General features: G+C 68.9%; 16 protein-coding genes. 13 read left to right on the plus strand and 3 right to left on the minus strand.

Going from position 1 to position 19,444, the window contains the following annotated elements; all coding sequences use genetic code 11:
- Positions 1-170 precede the first annotated feature (170 nt).
- From P3102_RS14005 to P3102_RS14055, 11 genes are all read left to right on the plus strand, one after another.
- A complete protein-coding gene (locus tag P3102_RS14005; protein WP_276369538.1) occupies positions 171-965 on the plus strand; it encodes a TIGR03084 family metal-binding protein in 795 nt (264 codons plus the stop codon).
- Positions 962-2,653 carry an acyclic terpene utilization AtuA family protein gene (locus tag P3102_RS14010; RefSeq protein WP_276369540.1) on the plus strand — a complete coding sequence of 564 codons (1,692 nt, stop codon included), beginning with the start codon at positions 962-964 and terminating at the stop codon, positions 2,651-2,653. Before P3102_RS14005 ends, P3102_RS14010 begins: the two co-directional genes overlap by 4 nt.
- Positions 2,650-3,798, plus strand: a complete 1,149-nt coding sequence (locus tag P3102_RS14015) for an acyl-CoA dehydrogenase family protein (RefSeq protein ID WP_276369542.1) — start codon at positions 2,650-2,652, stop codon at positions 3,796-3,798. The genes P3102_RS14010 and P3102_RS14015 overlap by 4 nt, the downstream gene beginning before the upstream one ends.
- Positions 3,795-5,393 (plus strand): carboxyl transferase domain-containing protein, encoded by a 1,599-nt coding sequence (locus tag P3102_RS14020; protein WP_276369543.1) that lies wholly within the window; start codon positions 3,795-3,797, stop codon positions 5,391-5,393. The genes P3102_RS14015 and P3102_RS14020 overlap by 4 nt, the downstream gene beginning before the upstream one ends.
- Before the next feature lie 5 nt (positions 5,394-5,398).
- Positions 5,399-7,351, plus strand: a complete 1,953-nt coding sequence (locus P3102_RS14025) for a biotin carboxylase N-terminal domain-containing protein (protein WP_276369545.1) — start codon at positions 5,399-5,401, stop codon at positions 7,349-7,351.
- Entirely contained in the window at positions 7,348-8,514 is a 1,167-nt protein-coding gene (locus P3102_RS14030) for an acyl-CoA dehydrogenase (RefSeq protein ID WP_276369547.1), read from the plus strand. The genes P3102_RS14025 and P3102_RS14030 overlap by 4 nt, the downstream gene beginning before the upstream one ends.
- 93 nt (positions 8,515-8,607) lie before the next feature.
- Entirely contained in the window at positions 8,608-9,285 is a 678-nt protein-coding gene (locus P3102_RS14035; protein ID WP_276369548.1) for a TetR/AcrR family transcriptional regulator, read from the plus strand.
- Positions 9,286-9,327: 42 nt separating this feature from the next.
- Positions 9,328-9,597, plus strand: a complete 270-nt coding sequence (locus P3102_RS14040) for a hypothetical protein (protein WP_276369550.1) — start codon at positions 9,328-9,330, stop codon at positions 9,595-9,597.
- A gap of 122 nt (positions 9,598-9,719) precedes the next feature.
- A complete protein-coding gene (locus P3102_RS14045; RefSeq protein WP_276369552.1) occupies positions 9,720-10,232 on the plus strand; it encodes a hypothetical protein in 513 nt (170 codons plus the stop codon).
- Between the two features lie 176 nt (positions 10,233-10,408).
- Positions 10,409-12,439 (plus strand): hypothetical protein, encoded by a 2,031-nt coding sequence (locus P3102_RS14050; protein ID WP_276369554.1) that lies wholly within the window; start codon positions 10,409-10,411, stop codon positions 12,437-12,439.
- Between the two features lie 49 nt (positions 12,440-12,488).
- Positions 12,489-14,027, plus strand: coding sequence for an ABC transporter substrate-binding protein (locus tag P3102_RS14055; protein ID WP_276369556.1), 1,539 nt, complete (start codon positions 12,489-12,491; stop codon positions 14,025-14,027).
- A 173-nt stretch (positions 14,028-14,200) separates the two neighbouring features.
- Here P3102_RS14055 and P3102_RS14060 read toward each other — a convergent pair whose 3' ends face one another.
- Complete coding sequence (locus tag P3102_RS14060; protein WP_276369558.1) at positions 14,201-15,151, minus strand: chitinase; 951 nt, start codon at positions 15,149-15,151, stop codon at positions 14,201-14,203.
- Positions 15,152-15,379: 228 nt separating this feature from the next.
- Here P3102_RS14060 and P3102_RS14065 point away from each other — a divergent pair, with 228 nt between their 5' ends.
- Positions 15,380-16,639: a GGDEF domain-containing protein gene (locus tag P3102_RS14065; protein WP_276369560.1), complete on the plus strand. Its 1,260-nt coding sequence runs from the start codon at positions 15,380-15,382 to the stop codon at positions 16,637-16,639.
- Here the strand turns inward: P3102_RS14065 and P3102_RS14070 are convergent.
- Positions 16,636-17,091 (minus strand): nucleoside deaminase, encoded by a 456-nt coding sequence (locus P3102_RS14070; protein WP_276369562.1) that lies wholly within the window; start codon positions 17,089-17,091, stop codon positions 16,636-16,638. The genes P3102_RS14065 and P3102_RS14070 overlap by 4 nt on opposite strands.
- 151 nt (positions 17,092-17,242) lie before the next feature.
- Between P3102_RS14070 and P3102_RS14075 the strand changes: the two genes are divergently transcribed.
- Positions 17,243-18,202 carry a YafY family protein gene (locus P3102_RS14075; protein WP_276369564.1) on the plus strand — a complete coding sequence of 320 codons (960 nt, stop codon included), beginning with the start codon at positions 17,243-17,245 and terminating at the stop codon, positions 18,200-18,202.
- 559 nt (positions 18,203-18,761) lie between these two features.
- Here P3102_RS14075 and P3102_RS14080 read toward each other — a convergent pair.
- Entirely contained in the window at positions 18,762-19,376 is a 615-nt protein-coding gene (locus tag P3102_RS14080; RefSeq protein WP_276369566.1) for a TetR/AcrR family transcriptional regulator, read from the minus strand.
- Positions 19,377-19,444 lie beyond the last annotated feature (68 nt).

The following is a 19,444-nucleotide window of genomic DNA, read 5'->3' on the forward strand; positions in this document are numbered from 1 at the left end:
GGCTGGTCGAGCGCAATCAGTCACCTACTTGCGGAGGTGTTCCGGGCGTTGGGCAGCGTTCGCGCGCAAGTAGGTGACTGATTGCGGCGGGCGTGTCAGGAAAAATCAGGCACGCTTGATTTTTTCGGCGCCGGGTGCCAGCCTTCTGCAGAAGACGCGAGGAGGCGGGCATGGCTGACCTGGGCGTGATCCTTGGGGATCTCGCGGTGGAAGCGCAGACCATCGACGACGTGGTGGCGGAGCTGCCCGCGTCGGAGTGGGCGCGGCGGACCCCGGCCGAAGGCTGGACGATCGCCCATCAGATCGCTCATCTGGCCTGGACGGACAAGAAGGCGCTGATCGCGGCGCGTGGCTCCGAGGCCGAGTGGCAGGCCGAGATCGAAGGGCTGCTCGCGACGGGCGAGTCCTACGTCGACGACGGCGCCGCCGAGGGCGCGACGACGCCGCCTCGTGAGCTGCTGGCCGAGTGGCGCGCGGGCCGCGGGGAACTCGCCGAAGCGCTCGCCGTGGTGCCCGACGGGCAGAAGATCCCCTGGTACGGCCCGCCGATGAGCGCGGCGTCCATGGTGACCGCGCGGCTCATGGAGACCTGGGCACACGGCCAGGACATCTTCGACGCGCTGGGCATCGAGCGGGAGAACACCGCCCGGATCTGGCACATCGCCCGCTTCGGCACCCGCACGCGCGACTTCGCCTACAAGCTCAATTCGCTCTCCCCGCCCGCCGAGGAATTCCGCGTCGAGCTGACCGCACCCGACGGCACCACCTGGACGTTCGGCCCCGAGGACGCCGAACAGCGGCTCACCGGGAGCGCGGTCGACTTCTGCCTCGTGGTCACCCAGCGCCGTCACCCCGCCGACACCGACCTGGTCGCCACGGGCACGGACGTCGAGGAGTGGCTCGGGATCGCGCAGGCGTTCGCGGGACCTCCCGGTGCCGGACGGGAACCGGGGCAGTTCGCATGACCCCGATCAGGATCGGCAACGCCTCGGGGTTCTACGGCGACCGGTTCTCCGCCGTCCACGAGATGCTCACCGGCGGTCCGCTCGACGTGCTGACCGGCGACTACCTCGCCGAGCTGACCATGCTCATCCTCGGCCGTGACCGGATGAAGGATCCGAATCGCGGTTACGCCAAGACCTTCCTGCGCCAGATGGAACAGAACCTCGCGCTGGCGAAGGAGAAGGGTGTCAAGATCGTGGCGAACGCCGGCGGGCTCAACCCCGCCGGTCTCGCGGACACCCTTCGCGAACTGGCCGCGAGACTCGGCGTCGACGTCGCCATCGCGCACGTCGAGGGCGACGACCTCGTCCAGCGGGCGGAAGAACTCGGCTTCGGCGAGACACTGACCGCCAACGCCTACCTCGGCGCGTGGGGGATCGCGGAATGCCTGAACGCGGGCGCCGACATCGTGGTGACCGGACGCGTCACCGACGCGTCGGTGATCGTCGGCCCGGCGGCCGCGCACTTCGGCTGGGCGCGCGACGACTACGACGCGCTGGCGGGCGCGGTCGCGGCCGGGCACGTGATCGAATGCGGTACGCAGGCCACCGGCGGCAATTACGCCTTCTTCACCGAGCACGAGATCGGCCTGCCGGGGTTCCCGATCGCCGAGATCTCCGCCGACGGGTCCAGTGTGATCACCAAACACCCCGGCACCGGCGGCGTGGTGAACGCCGGAACCGTCACCGCGCAACTGCTCTACGAGATCACCGGTGCCCGTTACGCCGGGCCGGACGTCACGGCGCGGTTCGACACGCTGACGCTCACCGAGGACGGTCCGGACCGTGTCCGGATCAGCGGCGTCACCGGGGAGCCGCCGCCCCCGACGCTCAAGGTCTGCCTGAACGGGCTGGGCGGTTTCCGCAACGAGACGACGTTCGTCCTCACCGGACTCGACATCGAGGCGAAAGCCGCGCTGGTCAAGGAACAACTCGAAGGCGCGCTCAACGCCAGACCGCCGGCGGACGTCCGATGGACCCTGGCCCGCACCGACCGCACCGACGCCGAAACCGAGCAGCAGGCGAGCGCTCTGCTGCACGTCGCGGTGAAGGACGCCGATCCGGAGGTCGCCGGGCGCGCGTTCAGCGGTGCGGCGATCGAACTCGCGCTGGCTAGCTATCCCGGCTTCCACGTCACCGCGCCGCCCGCGGCCGCCTCACCCTACGGCGTGTACCGGCCCGCGTTCGTCGGCGCGCACGAGGTGCCGCACGTCGCCGTCCTGCCGGACGGAACGCGCCGCGACATCGCACCCGCCGCCGAAACGCTGCCTCTGTCCGATGTGGACGAAGACCGGCTGCCCGCGCCGTTCACCCGGGCACAGGTCCGTCGCGCACCGCTGGGCAAGGTGATCGGCGCCCGTAGCGGGGACAAGGGCGGCAACGCGAACGTCGGCGTCTGGGCGCGCTCCGACGAGGCGTGGCGCTGGCTCGCGCACCGGCTCACCGTCACCGAGTTCAAACTGCTGCTCCCGGAGACCGCGGACCTCGAGGTCCGGCGGCACCTCCTGCCGAACCTGCGGGCGCTCAACTTCGTCGTCGAAGGCATCCTCGGCGAGGGCGTCGCGTCGCAGGCGCGGTTCGACCCGCAGGCGAAGGCACTCGGGGAATGGCTGCGCTCCCGCGAGATCGACATCCCGGAGGCCCTCCTGTGACCGACATCTTCTCCACCCCGGAACGCGTCGAACTGCGCAAGACCGTCCGGCGGTTCGCCGAGACCGAGATCCTGCCCCACCTCGAAGACTGGGAGCGCGAGGGCGAACTGCCCCGTGACCTGCACCGCAAGGCCGGCGAACTCGGGCTGCTCGGGGTCGGTTTCCCCGAAGAGGTCGGCGGTGGGGGCGGCGACTACCTCGACGCGGTGGTCATCGCCGAGGAACTGCACTACGCGGGTGGTTCCGGTGGCCTGTTCGCCTCGCTGTTCACCTGCGGCATCGCCGTCCCGCATATCGCGGCGGCCGGGGATCCGGTGCAGATCGAACGCTGGGTCCGGCCCACCTTGGCAGGCACCAAGATCGGCTCGCTCGCGGTCACCGAACCCGACGGCGGCTCCGACGTCGCCGGGATCCGCACCACCGCGGTGCGCGAAGGCGACGAGTACGTCGTCAACGGAGCCAAGACCTTCATCACCTCGGGCTGCCGCGCCGACTTCGTGACCACCGTGGTCCGCACCGGCGAGGCAGGCGCCCACGGGATCTCGCTCATCGTGGTCGAACGCGGCACACCGGGCTTCACCGTCTCCCGCAAACTGGAGAAGATGGGCTGGCTCTGCTCCGACACCGCCGAATTGTCCTATGTGGACGCCCGCGTGCCCGCGGAGAACCTGATCGGCACCGAGAACAGTGGCTTCGCGCAGGTCGCCACCCAATTCGTCACCGAGCGGGTCTCACTGGCGGTGCAGGGCTACGCGCACGCCCAGCGGGCACTCGACCTGACATCGGACTGGTGCCGCCTGCGCGAGACCTTCGGCCGTCCGCTGATCTCCCGTCAGCTGGTGCAGCACAAGCTCACCGAGATGGCCCGCAAGATCGACGTCGCCCGCACCTACACCCGGCAGGTCGCCCAGCGGCACGTCGCGGGAGAAGAGGTCATCGCCGAAGCCTGTTTCGCGAAGAACACCGCCGTCGAGACCGCCGAATGGGTGGTCAACGAGGCCGTGCAACTGCACGGCGGACTCGGCTACATGCGCGAGGCCGAAGTCGAGCGTCACTACCGTGACGTGCGCATCCTCGGTATCGGCGGTGGCACGAACGAGATCCTCACCGGCTTGGCCGCGAAGCGATTGGGATACACCGCATGAGCACGATCAGGTCTACCGTGGACACGCGGAGCGAGGAATTCGCCACCAACCGCGAGTCCATGCTCGGCAAACTCGCCGAGATCGACACCGAGCACGCCAAGGCCATCGCGGGCGGCGGCGAAAAGTACGTCACCCGCCACCGCAAACGCGGCAAACTGCTGGCCCGCGAACGGATCGAGCTCCTCCTCGACGAGGATTCGCCGTTCCTGGAGCTGTCGCCGCTGGCGGCCTGGGGTTCGGACTACCAGGTCGGTGCCAGCGTGATCACCGGGATCGGCGTCGTCGAAGGCGTCGAGTGCATGATCTCGGCGAGCGACCCGACGGTCAAAGGCGGGGCGAGCAACCCGTGGACGGCCAAGAAGAGCTACCGCGCCGCGGACATCGCCGCGCAGAACCGCCTGCCGGTGATCAACCTCGTCGAGTCCGGCGGCGCGGATCTGCCGACCCAGAAAGAGATCTTCATCCCCGGCGGCCGGATCTTCCGCGACATCACCCGTTCGTCGGCCGCGAAGGTGCCCACGATCGCCCTGGTCTTCGGTAATTCGACCGCCGGTGGCGCGTACCTGCCCGGCATGTCGGACTACGTCGTGATGGTCAAAGAACGCGCGAAGGTGTTCCTCGGCGGGCCGCCGCTGGTCAAGATGGCCACCGGTGAGGAATCCGACGACGAATCGCTCGGCGGCGCCGAGATGCACGCCCGGACCTCCGGTCTGGCCGACTATCTCGCGGTGGACGAAGAGGACGCGATCCGGCTCGGCCGCAGCATCGTCAAACGACTCAACTGGACCAAACAGGGCCCGACGCCCGAACCGGACCACGCCGAGCCGCTGTACTCCGCCGAGGACCTGCTCGGCATCGTGCCCACCGACCTCAAGGTGCCGTTCGACCCGCGCGAGGTGATCGCCAGGGTCGCCGACGGTTCGGACTTCGACGAGTTCAAACCCTTGTACGGCAGCAGTCTCGCCACCGGCTGGGCGAGCATCCACGGCTACCCGGTGGGCATCCTCGCCAACGCCCAAGGCGTGCTCTTCGGCGAGGAGTCGCAGAAGGCCGCGCAGTTCATCCAGCTGGCCAACCAGATCGACACGCCACTGGTCTTCTTGCACAACACCACCGGCTACATGGTCGGCAAGGAATACGAGCAGAGCGGCATCATCAAACACGGCGCGATGATGATCAACGCCGTGTCGAATTCGAAGGTGCCGCATCTGTCGGTGCTCATGGGCGCCTCGTACGGCGCCGGGCACTACGGCATGTGCGGCCGGGCCTACGATCCCCGGTTCCTGTTCGCCTGGCCCAGTGCGAAATCCGCGGTCATGGGGCCGCAACAGCTGGCGGGCGTGCTGTCCATCGTGGCCCGCGCCGCCGCCGCGTCGCGAGGCCAGGACTACAACGAGGAGCACGACGCCGCCATGCGTGCCATGGTGGAGGGGCAGATCGAGGCGGAATCGATGCCGATGTTCCTCTCCGGGATGCTCTACGACGACGGGATCATCGATCCCCGCGACACCCGCACGGTGCTCGGGCTCAGCCTGTCCGTGATCCACAATGGACCAGTGAAGGGCGCCGAAGGCTTCGGCGTCTTCAGGATGTGAGCGGCATGATCGAGAAAATGCTGGTCGCCAACCGCGGGGAGATCGCCCGCCGCGTGTTCCGCACCTGCCGCGATGCCGGGATCGGCACGGTCGCGGTGTTCTCCGACGCGGACGCCGACGCACCGCACACCGCCGAGGCGGACGTCGCCGTCCGCCTGCCGGGCAACGCGCCCGCCGACACGTACCTGCGGGCCGAACTGCTGATCAAGGCGGCCGTCGAGACCGGCGCCGACGCGATCCACCCCGGCTACGGCTTCCTGTCCGAGAACGCCGCGTTCGCCCGCGCCGTGATCGACGCGGGGCTCACCTGGATCGGACCGCCGCCGGAAGCCATCGAGAGCATGGGCTCCAAGGTCGAGGCCAAGCGGATGATGGCCGAAGCCGGGGTTCCGATCCTGTCCGAATTGGACCCGGCCGGGGTCACCGAAGCCGATCTTCCCTTGCTGGTCAAGGCTTCCGCCGGGGGTGGCGGACGCGGAATGCGCGTCGTGCGTTCGCTCGGCGCACTCGCCGAAGCCGTCGAGGGCGCGAGTGCGGAGGCCGCTTCGGCGTTCGGCGACCCGACCGTGTTCTGCGAGCGATACCTGGAGACCGGTCGTCACATCGAGGTCCAGGTGCTCGCCGACGGCCACGGCACGGTGTGGGCGGTGGGGGAGCGGGAGTGCTCGATCCAGCGCCGCCACCAGAAGGTCGTCGAAGAGGCACCGTCGCCGTTCGTCGACGAAGCCATGCGGGAAGCGCTGTTCGACGCCGCGCGCAAGGCCGCGCAGGCGATCGACTACGTCGGTGCCGGGACGGTCGAGTTCCTCGCCGGCCCGGACGGGCGGTTCTACTTCCTGGAGATGAACACCCGGCTGCAGGTGGAGCATCCGGTCACCGAGGCCACCACCGGACTCGACCTCGTCGCGCTGCAACTGCGGATCGCCGAGGGCGAGCATCTCCCGATCGAGGAGCCGGAGACGCGGGGGCACGCGATCGAGGTCCGGCTCTACGCCGAAGATCCGGCGGAGGACTGGCAGCCGCAGAGCGGCAGCTTGCACCGGTTCGAGGTTCCCGCGGCGCGGCGGGAATTCGAGGTGGGCCCGGGTGTCCGGCTGGATTCCGGGTTCGTCGGCGGCCAGGCCGTCGGCGTGCACTACGACCCGATGCTCGCCAAGGTCATCGCCTACGCGCCGGATCGCCGGAGCGCGGCGCGGGCGCTGGCCGGTGCTCTGGCCGGGGCGGAGATCCACGGCGTGGTGACCAACCGCGACCTGCTGGTGAACGTCCTGCGCCACGAGGCTTTCCTCGCCGGCGAGACCGACACGGCGTTCTTCGGCCGGCATGGCCTCGAAACCCTGGCCCGTCCACTGGCCACCGTGGACGCCGTGCGGATTTCGGCGCTGGCCGCCGCTCTGGCGGGGGCGGCCGCGAACCGCTCGCACGCGCGAGTGCAGGGGCGGCTGCCGAGCGGCTGGCGCAACGTCCACTCCCAGGGACAGCGCAAACGTTTCCGCACCGGCGACGACGAGATCGAGGTCGTCTACACCCTCGGCCGGGACGGTCTGCGCGCCGACGGTTTCGCAGGTGTCGGACTGCTTTCCGCCGAGAGCGACGGCGTGGTCCTGGAGGTCGCCGGCGTGCGGCGGAAGTTCGCCGTCGCGCGGTACGGCGACACGGTGTATGTCGATTCGCCGGAAGGCGCCGTCGAACTGGCTGTCGTGCCGAGGTACACCGATCCCGACGCGGCACTCGCCGCCGGGTCGCTCGTGGCGCCGATTCCGGGCACGGTCGTCCGGCTCGCGGTCGAAGCGGGAGACACCGTCAAGACCGGTGATCCGTTGCTGTGGCTCGAAGCGATGAAGATGGAACACCGGATCGCGGCGCCGGCCGACGGCGTCGTGACCGAACTCCCGGTGGTGGTCGGACAACAGGTCGAAGTGGGCACGATCCTCGCGGTGGTAGGAGACAACGAATGAACGCGATGAACTTCACCGAACCCGAGGAGCGCGGCGCGCTGCGGGCCGCGGTCGCCGAACTCGGCAGGAAGTACGGGCACGAGTACTACGCGAAACAGGCCCGTGCCGGGCTCAAGACCGACGAGTTGTGGGCCGAAGCCGGCAGGCTCGGCTACCTCGGCGTGAACCTGCCCGAGGAGTACGGCGGCGGGGGAGCGGGTATCGCGGATCTCGCCGCGGTGCTCGAAGAACTCGCCGCGGCGGGCTGCCCGCTGCTGCTCATGGTCGTCTCGCCGGCGATCTGCGGCACGGTCATCTCGCGCTTCGGCACCGACGAGCAGAAAAAGCGCTGGCTGCCCGGAATCGCCGACGGCAGCGGGCGGATGGTCTTCGCCATCACCGAGCCGGACGCCGGCTCGAACTCGCACAAGATCACCACCACCGCGCACCGCGACGGCGACGGTTGGGTCCTCAGTGGACGAAAGGTCTACATCTCCGGTGTCGACGAGGCGGACGCCGTCCTGGTCGTCGGCCGCACCGAGGACGCGAAGACCGGCAAGCTCAAGCCCGCGCTGTTCACCGTCCCGACCGACGCGCCCGGTTTCGAGTACAAGCAGATCGAGATGGACATCGTCTCGCCGGAGAAGCAGTTCGGCCTGTTCCTCGACGACGTCCACCTGCCCGCCGACGCGCTGGTCGGCGAGGAGGACGCGGCGATCGCGCAGCTGTTCGCCGGGCTCAATCCCGAACGCATCATGGGCGCGTCGTTCTCGCTCGGCATCGCCCGCTACGCGCTGGGCAAGGCCGTCTCCTACGCCAACGAGCGCAAGGTGTGGGGCGCGCCGATCGGCACCCACCAAGGGCTCGCGCATCCGCTGGCCGAGATCAAGATCGAACTGGAACTGGCGAAGCTCATGACGCAGAAGGCGGCGTCGCTCTACGACTCCGGTGACGACTTCGGCGCGGGCGAGTCGGCGAACATGGCGAAGTACGCCGCCGCCGAGGTCGCCATCCGCGCGGTCGACCAGGCCGTGCAGACCCACGGCGGCAACGGCCTCGCCAGCGAATACGGGCTGGGCACGCTGGTCACGGCCGTCCGGCTGGGCCGCATCGCGCCGGTGAGCCGTGAGATGGTGCTCAACTTCGTCGGACAGCACAGTCTCGGCTTGCCCCGGTCCTACTGACTCGTGAGTGGCTAGGACGGTCAGAACCCGTCCTAGCCACTCACGAGCCCACCACGGAAGGCGACCCTCCATGCCCACTCTCCACCACCGGTCATGATCCGCGAACCACAGCAAGAGCGCAGCCGGACGACTCGGCGGCGGCTGGTCGAGGCCGCCGTCGAGACGATCGGCGAGCTCGGCTGGAACGGGACCACCGTCGCGCTGATCGCCGAACGCGCCGGGGTCTCGCGCGGTGCCGCCCAGCACCACTTCCCGACCAGGGAAGATCTGGTCGCGGCCGCGGTCGAGCACGTCGGTGAGATCCAGATCGTGGAACTGCGCGCCCGAGCGGCGGAACTGCCGTCGGGGCGGTCGCGGATCGAACGGGCCGTCGACATGGTGCTCAACCTCTACAGCGGGCCGATGTTCCGCGCCGCGCTCCATCTGTGGGTCGCGGCGTCGACCGACGAGTCGCTGCGCGCGACCCTGGTGCCGCTGGAGGCACGGGTCGGCAGGGAAGCGCACCGGGTGACCGTCGAACTACTCGACGTCGACGAGTCCCACCAGGGTGTGCGCGAGCTGGTCCAGGCCACTCTCGATCTTGCCCGCGGCCTGGGGCTGGCGAACCTGCTGACCGACGACACGAAGCGGCGCAAGCAGATCGTCGCCCAATGGGCGCGGGTACTGGAGCCCACTTTGGCGTCCGCGAAGATGTCGCGGAACCGAAAAGTCACCGACAACGTCCGAGATCTTGTTAACACTGATGGAGCAGCGACCGATAACCCGGTGTGAGTGCTGCCGATTCAGGCGGCTGATCGAGAGAGGTCCACTCCGGTGTCCGGATCAGAGGTCGAACTGTCCCATCGAGCCATGGCGATGCTGCGAGCGGTCGCGGCGCGCCGTGCCCAGATGTCGTGCAGCTGCGAGCCGGATCTCTTCATCGACGGGTTCGCCTGCTGCGATCAGATGACCGCGCACGCGCTGGCTCACGGTGGCTACATCCGTCCCGCCGAGTCCACCGGCCTCTCCGCGGTCATCGGCCGCGTGCCCGCCGAGCTGACCGAGGCAGGCGAGGCCGCGATCGCGGTCACCGCTGCTGCCTGACCCTTCATCGCATCGTCTGTCCGTAGTGGACGACGACCGTTTACAACCGCCTCCCGCGTTCCTAGGATCCACCCCCGGACGAGGCCGTCGCGCCGATCGACGGACCGGGTTGGGAGATGCCGATGGCACGCACGGCTCGCCACGATGCCAGTGGGGACGCCCTGAGCGAGTTGCTGCGGAAAGCCGGTGCCGTGCCTCGCCACCGGGGACCGCGCGAGCCCAAGCACCGGGCTCCGGAGACCGCCGCTCCCGGTGACGAGAAGATCCGGCGGATCTCGGCGCTTGCGGCGGGCGGAGTCGTCGTCGGTGGCGTACTGGTCTTCCTGCTCACCCCGGCCGACCCGGTCGAAGTCGCCCCGGAGATGCCGCTCCCGCCGCCGATCATCGCTTCCCAGGCTGTCGACGCCCCGGGCGACGCGGCTTCTCCGACCACCCCGGCGGGGCCTCCGGGCGGCAGCGTCGCGCCCCCTCCGCCGATGACGGCGTCGATGCACGGCTCGGAGAAGCCGTCCCCGCCGCCCGCCCCGGTCCGTGAGGAACGGCCGGATCCGCGCGCCGGTCACCACGAGTGGTATCACGACTGGTACCACGGCGGATATCCCGGTGGCGGCCGTTGGCCGCAGTGGGGCGGATAGCGCCGTTCGGGTGATCGGCGGCGTCGCTCACCGTCGACCGAGAATCACGATTCGCTCCGGATTTCGTCCTTTCGTGTCTCGTGCCCTTTTTCCCGTGTGCGGGCTTCGGCCCGGTACCTACGATGGTCCGCACTCTCCATTCCTTCCGGAGCAGAGCGAGGGGCTGAACAGGAAAAATGAGTGTGGGGCGACATTCTCCCGCGGTGCAGCTCGCCCGGAGAATGCTGATCAACCGCGAGGTGGGCAACTCCTCCCGTCAGCAGCCGGTGACGCTGCTGCTCGGGCCGGTCGGTTCGGGTAAGACCACGGCACTGGAAGCGATCCGCCAGGATCTGGGCTGGGGTGTCGTGCACGCCGGATTCGATTTCGGGCACGGCGGCAGGGCGGGCACGATCGACGTGCTCACGAAACTGGCCTACTCGTTGTCGAGTAAATGGCGGAATCGACCGAAACCGCAGTTCGTTCGGTTCACCATCGCGCTGATCGCAGTTCAAGCGGAGCTTTCCGGGCGAAATCGTGACGAAGATCTGGCGCAGCTGAAGTCGTTGATCACCAGTTTCCACGGCATCATCTGGACCCCGGCGCTGGACAAAACGCTCGACACGCTGACCGAGACGGCGAAGGCGACCGGCCTGGTCGAACCACCGTATGCGGATCTGTTCCGCCAGACGTTCCCGCATCTGGTCCGGAACATCCGGCCGCGGCTGGGCAAGGCGCTGCGGTCGCTGGCCGACTTCCCCAACGCCGAGGGGAGATCCCCGTTCGACGCGCTGCTCGAACTCAACCGGCTCGCGCACGGCAGCGCCCGCGATGCCAAGGCGGTCACCGAATGGCTGATGGCGGCGTTCCTCGGTGACGTCCGGGAGAACCATCCGCGGATGGCCAGACCGGAGGAGAGGAGCCCGTGCGCCTGCGACATCACGCAGCAGCGCAGGCACTGGCACAACTGGGTGGTGGTACTCGACGACGTCGACCACGCCGGCGGGACCGAGTTCCTCGCCGACCTGATCACCGCGCGGGAACGGCACGCCGTCCAGCACCCGAACGACCGCGAGGCCCACGACGCGCTGCTGGTCATCGCCACCAGCGGGCGGTGGCACGACGACTGGGGCACCGCCTGGCTCGCGCCGTGGAAACCCGCCTCCGGTGCGACGCCCGCCGTCCGGCCGATGGCGGACTGCGAGGAGGCTTCCTACGACGACTGGGCGAAACCCGCCCACGGCGCGCTCGAGTCGCCGTACTACCCGGTCCGGATCTCGCCTCAGCCGATCGGGCGGATCGCGCGCGTCCTCGATTCCGGTGCGCTGACCCCGAAGGTCGCGCTCGCGCACCGGGCGACCGGTGGGCTGCCGTCGGCGGTCGAGCAACTCGCGACACGGTTGCGGGCGAGCGAGGTGCGCGAAGGCGACCGCGATCTGCTCACCACCGATCCCCGTGGCGGGCAGGATCCCTGCTACCGCAGGCTGACCGAACTCGGCCTGACCGAGCATCTCGACGATGTCCACCTCGACGACTTCGTGACCGCGGCCCCGTTCGCGACCGCGCCCTGGCTGATCCCGGACGCCGCGCAGAGCAGGATCGACCAGCCGCACGTCGGACGGATCCTGACCGAGCTGCGCACCTCGTTGTGGGTGACGGCGAGGAACTCGCCCGGTACGACGGACGACCAAGCGGCGCTGCATCCGTGGATCGCCGCGAACCTGGTGTCCGCGCTGGCCCGGCGCGGGAACGGCGACGGGCCGACCTACACCGACCAGTTCGAGGCCCTGCGCGACGACCCGGACACCGCACAGGACCCGGTGCGCCTGGCCTACTGCAACCTCGCGCTGGGCGACATCGGCGAGGTGGTCACCTTCTTCGAACGGGAGTTCAACCGGATCCCGCACGCGGACTGGGTCGCGAAGCTCGAACTGGTCCTCAACGCGCCCGACGATCTGCCACCCGAGCGGGATCACGCGGAGCTGTACGAAGAACTCGTCAACCTGGACAACGCGCGATGCCCGACCGGCCGGTCCGAGATCCGGAACAACGTCGCCCGGCTCATCGCGGCGGGCCGGCTGACCGCCAACCCCTTCGCCGTCCGCAGGCAGGACCAGCACCAGGTGATCGCGAACGCCTTCGCCGCGCTGGCCACCACTTCACACCAACCCGACGTCGGCGCGCTCGTATCGGCCAAGGAAGCCGCCCGGCGCGGCGAATTCCCCTGAACCTGAACGGAACTCCGTGATGTCCTGGCTCGATTCGCTGAGAACACGTATGTCCGAGGCCCGTGAACGCGCGGCGACGGGGCCGCCGGTGCGGCCGCGCGGCTGGGCGCGCCGCCATCGGGTGCTGCTGATCGCGGTCGTGATCCTGCTGGTGAGTGCCGTCCTGGTGTCGTTCAGGCCCTGGGAGTCCTGTGGTTCCGGGCTTCGGGCGGTGAACGCGGACAGGGAGTCGGTCGGCTCGTCCTACGTCTGCGTCGGGTTGAACCTCGACTCCGGCCCGATGCGGGACGACGACCCGCTCGGCCCGCTGGAAAAGCTCATCAAGAGCCGCAACGAGACGGCGGGCGAAAACTTCAAGACCATCGTGGTGCTGGAGAACCTGGCGCCCGATCCGAAGGTCGACAGCCAGCCGTTCCCGTTCGTCCGGCGGGAGATCCAGGGCGCGATCACCGCCGCGTGGCCGAAGAACGGGCCTCCGGGGATCAAGCTCCTGCTGGCCAACTACGGCAGCAACGCCGACCACTGGCACGTGGTCGCCGAAGAGATCGTCGCCGCGGCCGCCGCCCAGCGCATCGTGGCGGTCACCGACGTCGGCACCAGTTCGGAGAACAGCCGGGCGCTGGTGGCCGAGCTGTCCCGGCACGGCATCGCCACGATCGGCGCGACCGTCACCGCGGACAACATGAACACCGACCCGAAGGGCGCACGGATCGACAACTTCTTCCGCGTGGGCCCGACCAACACCGACGAGGCCCGCGCCGCGGCCGGATACATCGCCGCGCACGGCTTCCGCCGCGTGATGATGATCCAGGGAGTCAGCAAGGAGGACACCTACGCGACCACGCTCGCCGAAGCCTTCCAGAACTCGTCGAAGGTCCCGGTCATCTTCACGAAGACCTACGACGTCAAGCCGCTCATCGACACTTCGCGCGAAGCCTATCTGCGAGGGTTGTTCAGCAGGTGGCACAACGACATCTGCGGCGCGAGACCCGATCTGATCTACTTCGCCGGCCGCGGCCTCGATCTCGGTGCCCTCGTGGCGGCACTGGCGGGCGACGGTGCCTGCGAGGGGCTCGACACGGTGACCGTGCTGACCGGGGACGACGCGAGCACACTCGCCGGGAAGCCGTTGCCGCTGAACAAGGACATCAGCGTCCGGCTCCGCTACACGGCGCTCGCCTATCCCGACCAGTGGGATATGTTCACCGCCGATCCGGCGCATCCGACGTACAAGAAGAACTACGACAACTTCATCGCCGAATTCACCGGCACCCATGGTTTCCCGAAAGAGGAACTGTGGGACGGCGCCGCGATGATCGAACACGACGCCGTCGCCGCGGCGGTGGAGGCGGCCGTGCAGAACGTGTCGGCGGATCCGGTCTCGGTGGCGAACGTGTTGCGCAGCATCGATTGCAACTCGCCGGTGCCCGGCGCCACCGGGTTCATCGCGTTCGACCAGGCGACCGGCAACCAGCTCGACAAGGCGTTGCCGATCCTGTCCATCGACCCGGACGGTTCGGTGCATCCGGTCGATCTCGTGTGGTCGCGCGGACGGCCGCTGAACACGGCGCCGGAGTGCGGCCGGTGAAGGGAAGCTGAGCGTTTCGAGTCGTCAGTACCCAGAGCCGAGAAACTCGACCTTCGCATCGTTCCAGTACATGAAGGCCCCCTTCCTTGCGCCTGGGTACGGGAAGGGGGCCTTCATGTACTTCAGAGAGAGCTCGCCGGGCTTCACGGACTGACACCGGTGGGGAACGGAAGTCAGCCGGTGTAACCCGCCACGATCTTGGTGTAGTCGTACTTGCCTTGCGCGATTCCCGCGCAGTTGTTGCAGTCGCGGTTCACCGCCCAGAACGACAGCCGGGCGAGATGTTTGCTCGCCGCGTAGTCGCGGATGGCCCGGAAGTCGGCGACGCTGACGGTCTCTCCCGCCACGTCGGTCTTCCCGTTCATCGACGAAAGCCCGCTGCGCCGGTAGGCCGCGTCGTCGCTCAGGCCGAACGTGGCTTTCACGACGTTCTTCAGCCCGTCCACGGCGCTGCGGGTCTTGCCAGCCATGTCACCGCCGCTGGAGAAGTTGAACGGCATGACCGACCACGCGTCGACGCCCGCGCCGAGTGCTTTCGCCTGGTTGATCAGCCGCTTCCCGTGCGCGTTGGGGCCGCCGACGTCGGTCGGGATGGTGATGACCACGCGCAGGCCGGGATTCTTCTGTTTCGTGATCTTGACGGCGTTCAGGATCCGATCCTGGACCGTGTGGTTCTCGAACTCGTCGGTGTTTTCGACGTCGAGGTCGATCGCTTTGAGTTTGTAGGCGTCGATGACCTTCTGGTACGCGCCGGCGAGCGCCGCGGGGGTACCGCATTTCGGGCCGAGCTTCGTGCCGGACCAGCCGCCGAACGACGGGATGACGTCGCCGCCCTTGGCCCGGATGTTGTCGATCATCGTGGCGTCGGCACCGGACAGCGAACGGCTCCCGTCCCATTTCGGGTTGCAGCCGCCGTCGGAGAGGACGAACGCGAGAGTGAACGCCTTGATCCCGGTGGCGTTCATCGCGGCGATCGGATCCGTCTGTCCCGACCATTGGTACAGATACGGCGAGGCGAGCACGGCGTCCGGGGCCGCCGAGGCGACGGGGGCGAGGCCGACGGCCGTGGCGAGAGCGGCGCCGACGGCGGTGGCCATCCTCGCCCAGCGTCGTGGCGATTTCATAGGTTCTCCAACTGGTACACGCGCGGCGAGGCGCGCAGGTATGGAGCACCTCCGTCTTGACGCGGCGTATCAACCGGGAGGTAACTGTGTGCTCACTCACAGTGGACTGGACCAATGAGGACTGTCAAGAATTCACCGGGATCCCCGGCGGAAACGACCGACCTTAGTAGGGGGTCTTGACCCGGAAAGCGGATCGACACCACCACGATTACCGGCTAGTTTGCCGAAATGGTGGGGGACTCCCTGATGGTGACCGGAAGCCGCGGCCGGAGAGATCGGTTCGCCGCGCCGCGGCGGATACTGGGGTCCTGGAGCCTGTGGGAAGTACCCAGGCGGAGCCTGATCGGGTACCTGCTCCTCGTCGACGCCGCCGCCTTCGCCGCCACCGCGTACCTCTTCGTGTTGAGGCCGCCCACGCCTTCGTCCTTGCTCCCGTTTTCCGCCCTGCTGGCGGGAATGCTCCTCAGTGCGGAGCTCTCGCGCCCCGTCGAGCGGTCTCGCGCCGACACCCGGCTCGGTGCCGGACTGGACGCGGCCTGGATCTTCGCGGGCGCGTTGCTGCTGCCGCCGGCGCCGGCCGCGGCCCTCGTGGTCGCTTCGGCGGCATACCGCTGGTGCCGGATCCGGCGCGGAATTCCCCACCGCCAGGTGTTCGCGGCTTCCGCCACCATGCTTTCCGCGCTGGGTGCTTCGATCGTTCCGGTGTTGCTGGGCGCGCCGCCGTTCCTCGACGCGGCAAGGGATTTCCAGAGTTTCGCATTGGTTTTCGCGACCGGTCTGGTTTTCCTGTCCGTCGACGCAGCCTTGGCCGCGCCGGCGGCCGAATTCGGGGCGGAACCTTCGGGATTCGCCTTCGACGCGGCGATGGTCGCGTTCGGACTGCTGCTCGCGTGGTCGGCGGCGGACTGGCCGTTCGTCACCGTGGTACTCGCGGGCGCACTCGTGGTACTTCACCGGGCGGGGACGATGCGCGCCCTGCGTGGCCATGCGGGTACGGACTCCGGCACCGGACTGCTCACCGCGTCTTCCTGGTCGGACGGTGCCCGCACCCAGCTCGAGTTGCTTCGCGGCCGTGGTGCCGAACTTTCGCTGTTGATGCTCGACCTCGACCACTTCGCGCGGCTCAACGACCGGCACGGCCGACAGGTCGGGGACGACGTTCTCCGTGCCGTGGCGGACACTTTGCGCGCGGAGGTCCGGGCGGCGGACCTCGTCGGCCGGTTCGGCGGCGAGGAGTTCGTCGTCCTGCTGCCCGGCACGAGCCGGTTCGACGCGCACGCGATCGCCGAACGCATCCGGCTGCGGATCTCCTCGACGTACGTCTCACTGGGTGGGACATACGCCGGGGCGACCGTCTCGATCGGGGTGGCTTCGCATCCGGCCGCCGGTGAAACGCTCGACCGGCTCGTCGGCGCGGCGGATCAGGCGCTGCGCGCGGCGAAAGGGGCCGGGCGCAACCGGACCGTCGCTTTCGAGGTCGAAACCTAGCCTTCGGCCGGGACCCCGATGTCCTCGAACCACAGTTCCGGGTGATCCTGGATGAACTCGGTCATCAGTGCGGTGCACGCCGGGTCGTCGAGCAGGGTGATCTCGACGCCGTTCTCCGCCAGCCAGCCGTGCCCGCCCTCGAACGTGGCCGCCTCGCCGATGATCACCCGGCCGATGCCGAACTGGCGCACCAGCCCGCTGCAGTACCAGCAGGGGGACAGGGTGGTGACCATGATCGTGTCCCGGTAGTGCGGCCGCCTGCCCGCGTCCCGGAACGCGGCGGTCTCGGCGTGCATCGACGGGTCGCCGTCCTGGACCCGGCGGTTGTGGCCGCGGCCGAGCAGGACCCCGGCGGTGTCGAAGAGCGCGGCGCCGATCGGGACGCCGCCCTCGGCCTTGCCGAGTTCGGCCTCTTCACGGGCGACGGACAACAGATGCGCGGGATCGATCATCCGGATCACTTTACGGCTCGGTGAACGGCCAAGACGGCTCCGCTGAGGGGTAACGCGAAGCGGAAGGCCGCCAATGCCACCTTCGCGGCTCAATGCGGACCGGAACTGTCCTCGATGTCTGCCACACTCCTTCCATGAAGCGAGCGAACCGATGACCACGGGCACGTCGGCACGGCTGCTGAGACTGCTCTCCCTGCTGCAGGCACGGCGCGACTGGCCGGGTGCCGACCTGGCCGATCGCCTGCAGGTGGACGTCCGCACGGTCCGGCGCGACGTCGAGCGGCTGCGGGAACTGGGTTACCCGGTGCACGCCACCCCCGGTGTCGCGGGTGGCTACCGGCTCGGCGCGGGCGCCGCGCTGCCGCCGCTGCTGCTGGACGACGACGAGGCCGTCGCGGTCGCCGTCGGGCTCCGCACGGCCGCGAACGGGACGGTGTCGGGCATCGAGGAGACGTCGGTGCGCGCGCTCACGAAACTGGAACAGGTGCTGCCCGCCCGGCTCCGGCACCGGGTGAGCGCGCTGAACACCGCGATGATCCCGCTCGGCGGTGTCGTCCCGGTCATCGACGCGGCGGCGCTGACGGTGATCGCGTCCGCGTGCCGCGACCATCAGCGGCTCCGCTTCGGTTACCGCAGCCACAACGGCGAGGTCAGCGAGCGCCGCATCGAGCCGCTGCGCCTCGTGCACACCGGGCGCCGGTGGTACCTGGTCGCGTTCGACCTCGACCGTGACGACTGGCGGACCTTCCGCGTCGACCGCGTCGACGGCGTCCCCGACACCAGTTTCCGGTTCACTCCGAGGGAACCGCCCGCCGAGGACCTCGCGGCCTACGTCTCCCGCGGGATCACGTCGTCGCCGTATCCGCACCAGATGGTGCTGCGGGTGAACGCCTCGGCGGACGCGCTCGCCGAGTACGTGTCCCCGACCGTCGGCACGATCGAGGCCATCGACGAGCACACCTGCCGGGTCCGGGTCGGCTCCAACGACCTTTCCGTGATGCCTTACTACCTCGCCCACTGGGACGTCGACTTCGTCGTGGAAGAGGCGCCCGACGAGGTCAAGGAGAAGCTGAGGCTGGTCGCCGACCGCTTCGCGCATGCGGTCGTGTGAGTCCGAAGTGGACTGTGGCTCGCTTCGCGCGCCGGGCCGGCAGGTCGATCGAGCCGCGCCGGCCCGTGCGATGGTCGGGTGAGGTGCCGGTGTAGCGCGTCTTCGTCGGCTGTGCCGGTGCGCCCGGGGTGTACCCCACGAGAGAGAAACCACGGCGGCGGCCTAGCGGGCACAGGGGTCGGTGATGCTCCTCGGAGGACTTCGCGCTCCCTCACATTCGACTTGGCTTCGGTGACCGGCCGCTGCGGGCGGACCCGGTCGGGCAACAGCGCGATGACCGAGGGGAGCACGCTTTCCTTGCGAGCCGCCGCGCGGCACGTCCTTGAGCGGATAACCGATCGCGCTCGCCTCCACGGCCGGCAACACGTCGGCGTCGGTGTCGTGTGCTGTCCGGGTGTCGGTCGAGGATCATGGAAGACGTGCCTTCGCGGGTTCGACCGGCGGGGCGATGCAGTCCGGGCAAGTACGTGCTCAACGTCTCAACGGGCGCCTCTGGATACCGACCAGTTGGTATGTCACGCTGATGGCGGTAGCGCCGACGAAGGACGATCCGTACTGGTCAGGAGAGTTTCGTGCCGAGCATGCGCAGCACCAGCTCGCTGTACTCCTGGCCCAGTTTCTTGGGGGTCTGGCGGGCTCGTTCGCTGTACCAGCGGGAGACGTCGACGCCGAGCGAGAGTACGGCTCTGGCGGCGGTGTGCGGGTCACCCACGGTGAAGACATCCGCCCGCGCGCCTTCGGTGATGACCTCGCGCACGATCTGCTCGATACGGCGGCGCAGTTTCGCGACGATCTCGAACTCCTCGTCCGGCAGCGCGTGCAGTTCGTACTGCACCACGCGGGCGACGGTGTGCCTGCGGGCGTGCCAGGCCACGAAGTCCTCGACCAGGAGCCGGATCCGCTCGACCGGGTCGGTCTCCCGCGCCACGACGCTTTCGACCAGCGAGAGCGTCTGCTCGTGGCCGTACTTGGAGATCGCGAACAGCAGCGCGGCCTTGGACGGGAAGTGCACGTACAGCGCCGCGGGGCTCATCCCCGCCGCCGAGGCGATGTCACGGGTGGTCGTCGCGTGATAGCCACGCCGCGCGAAGGATTCGACCCCGGCCAGCATCAGCCGCCGTGCCGTTTCCGGCTGGACGTCGGGCCACAGTTCGGCCGACAGCGACACGGTCATCCGCAGATCCTCCCAGAAGCTCGTTCCGGATGGCGGGCTTGACACCGTCTCCGGACCTTCCCATTGTA

Origin of the sequence: Amycolatopsis sp. QT-25, assembly GCF_029369745.1 — a bacterium.
Taxonomy (GTDB): Bacteria; Actinomycetota; Actinomycetes; order Mycobacteriales; family Pseudonocardiaceae; genus Amycolatopsis.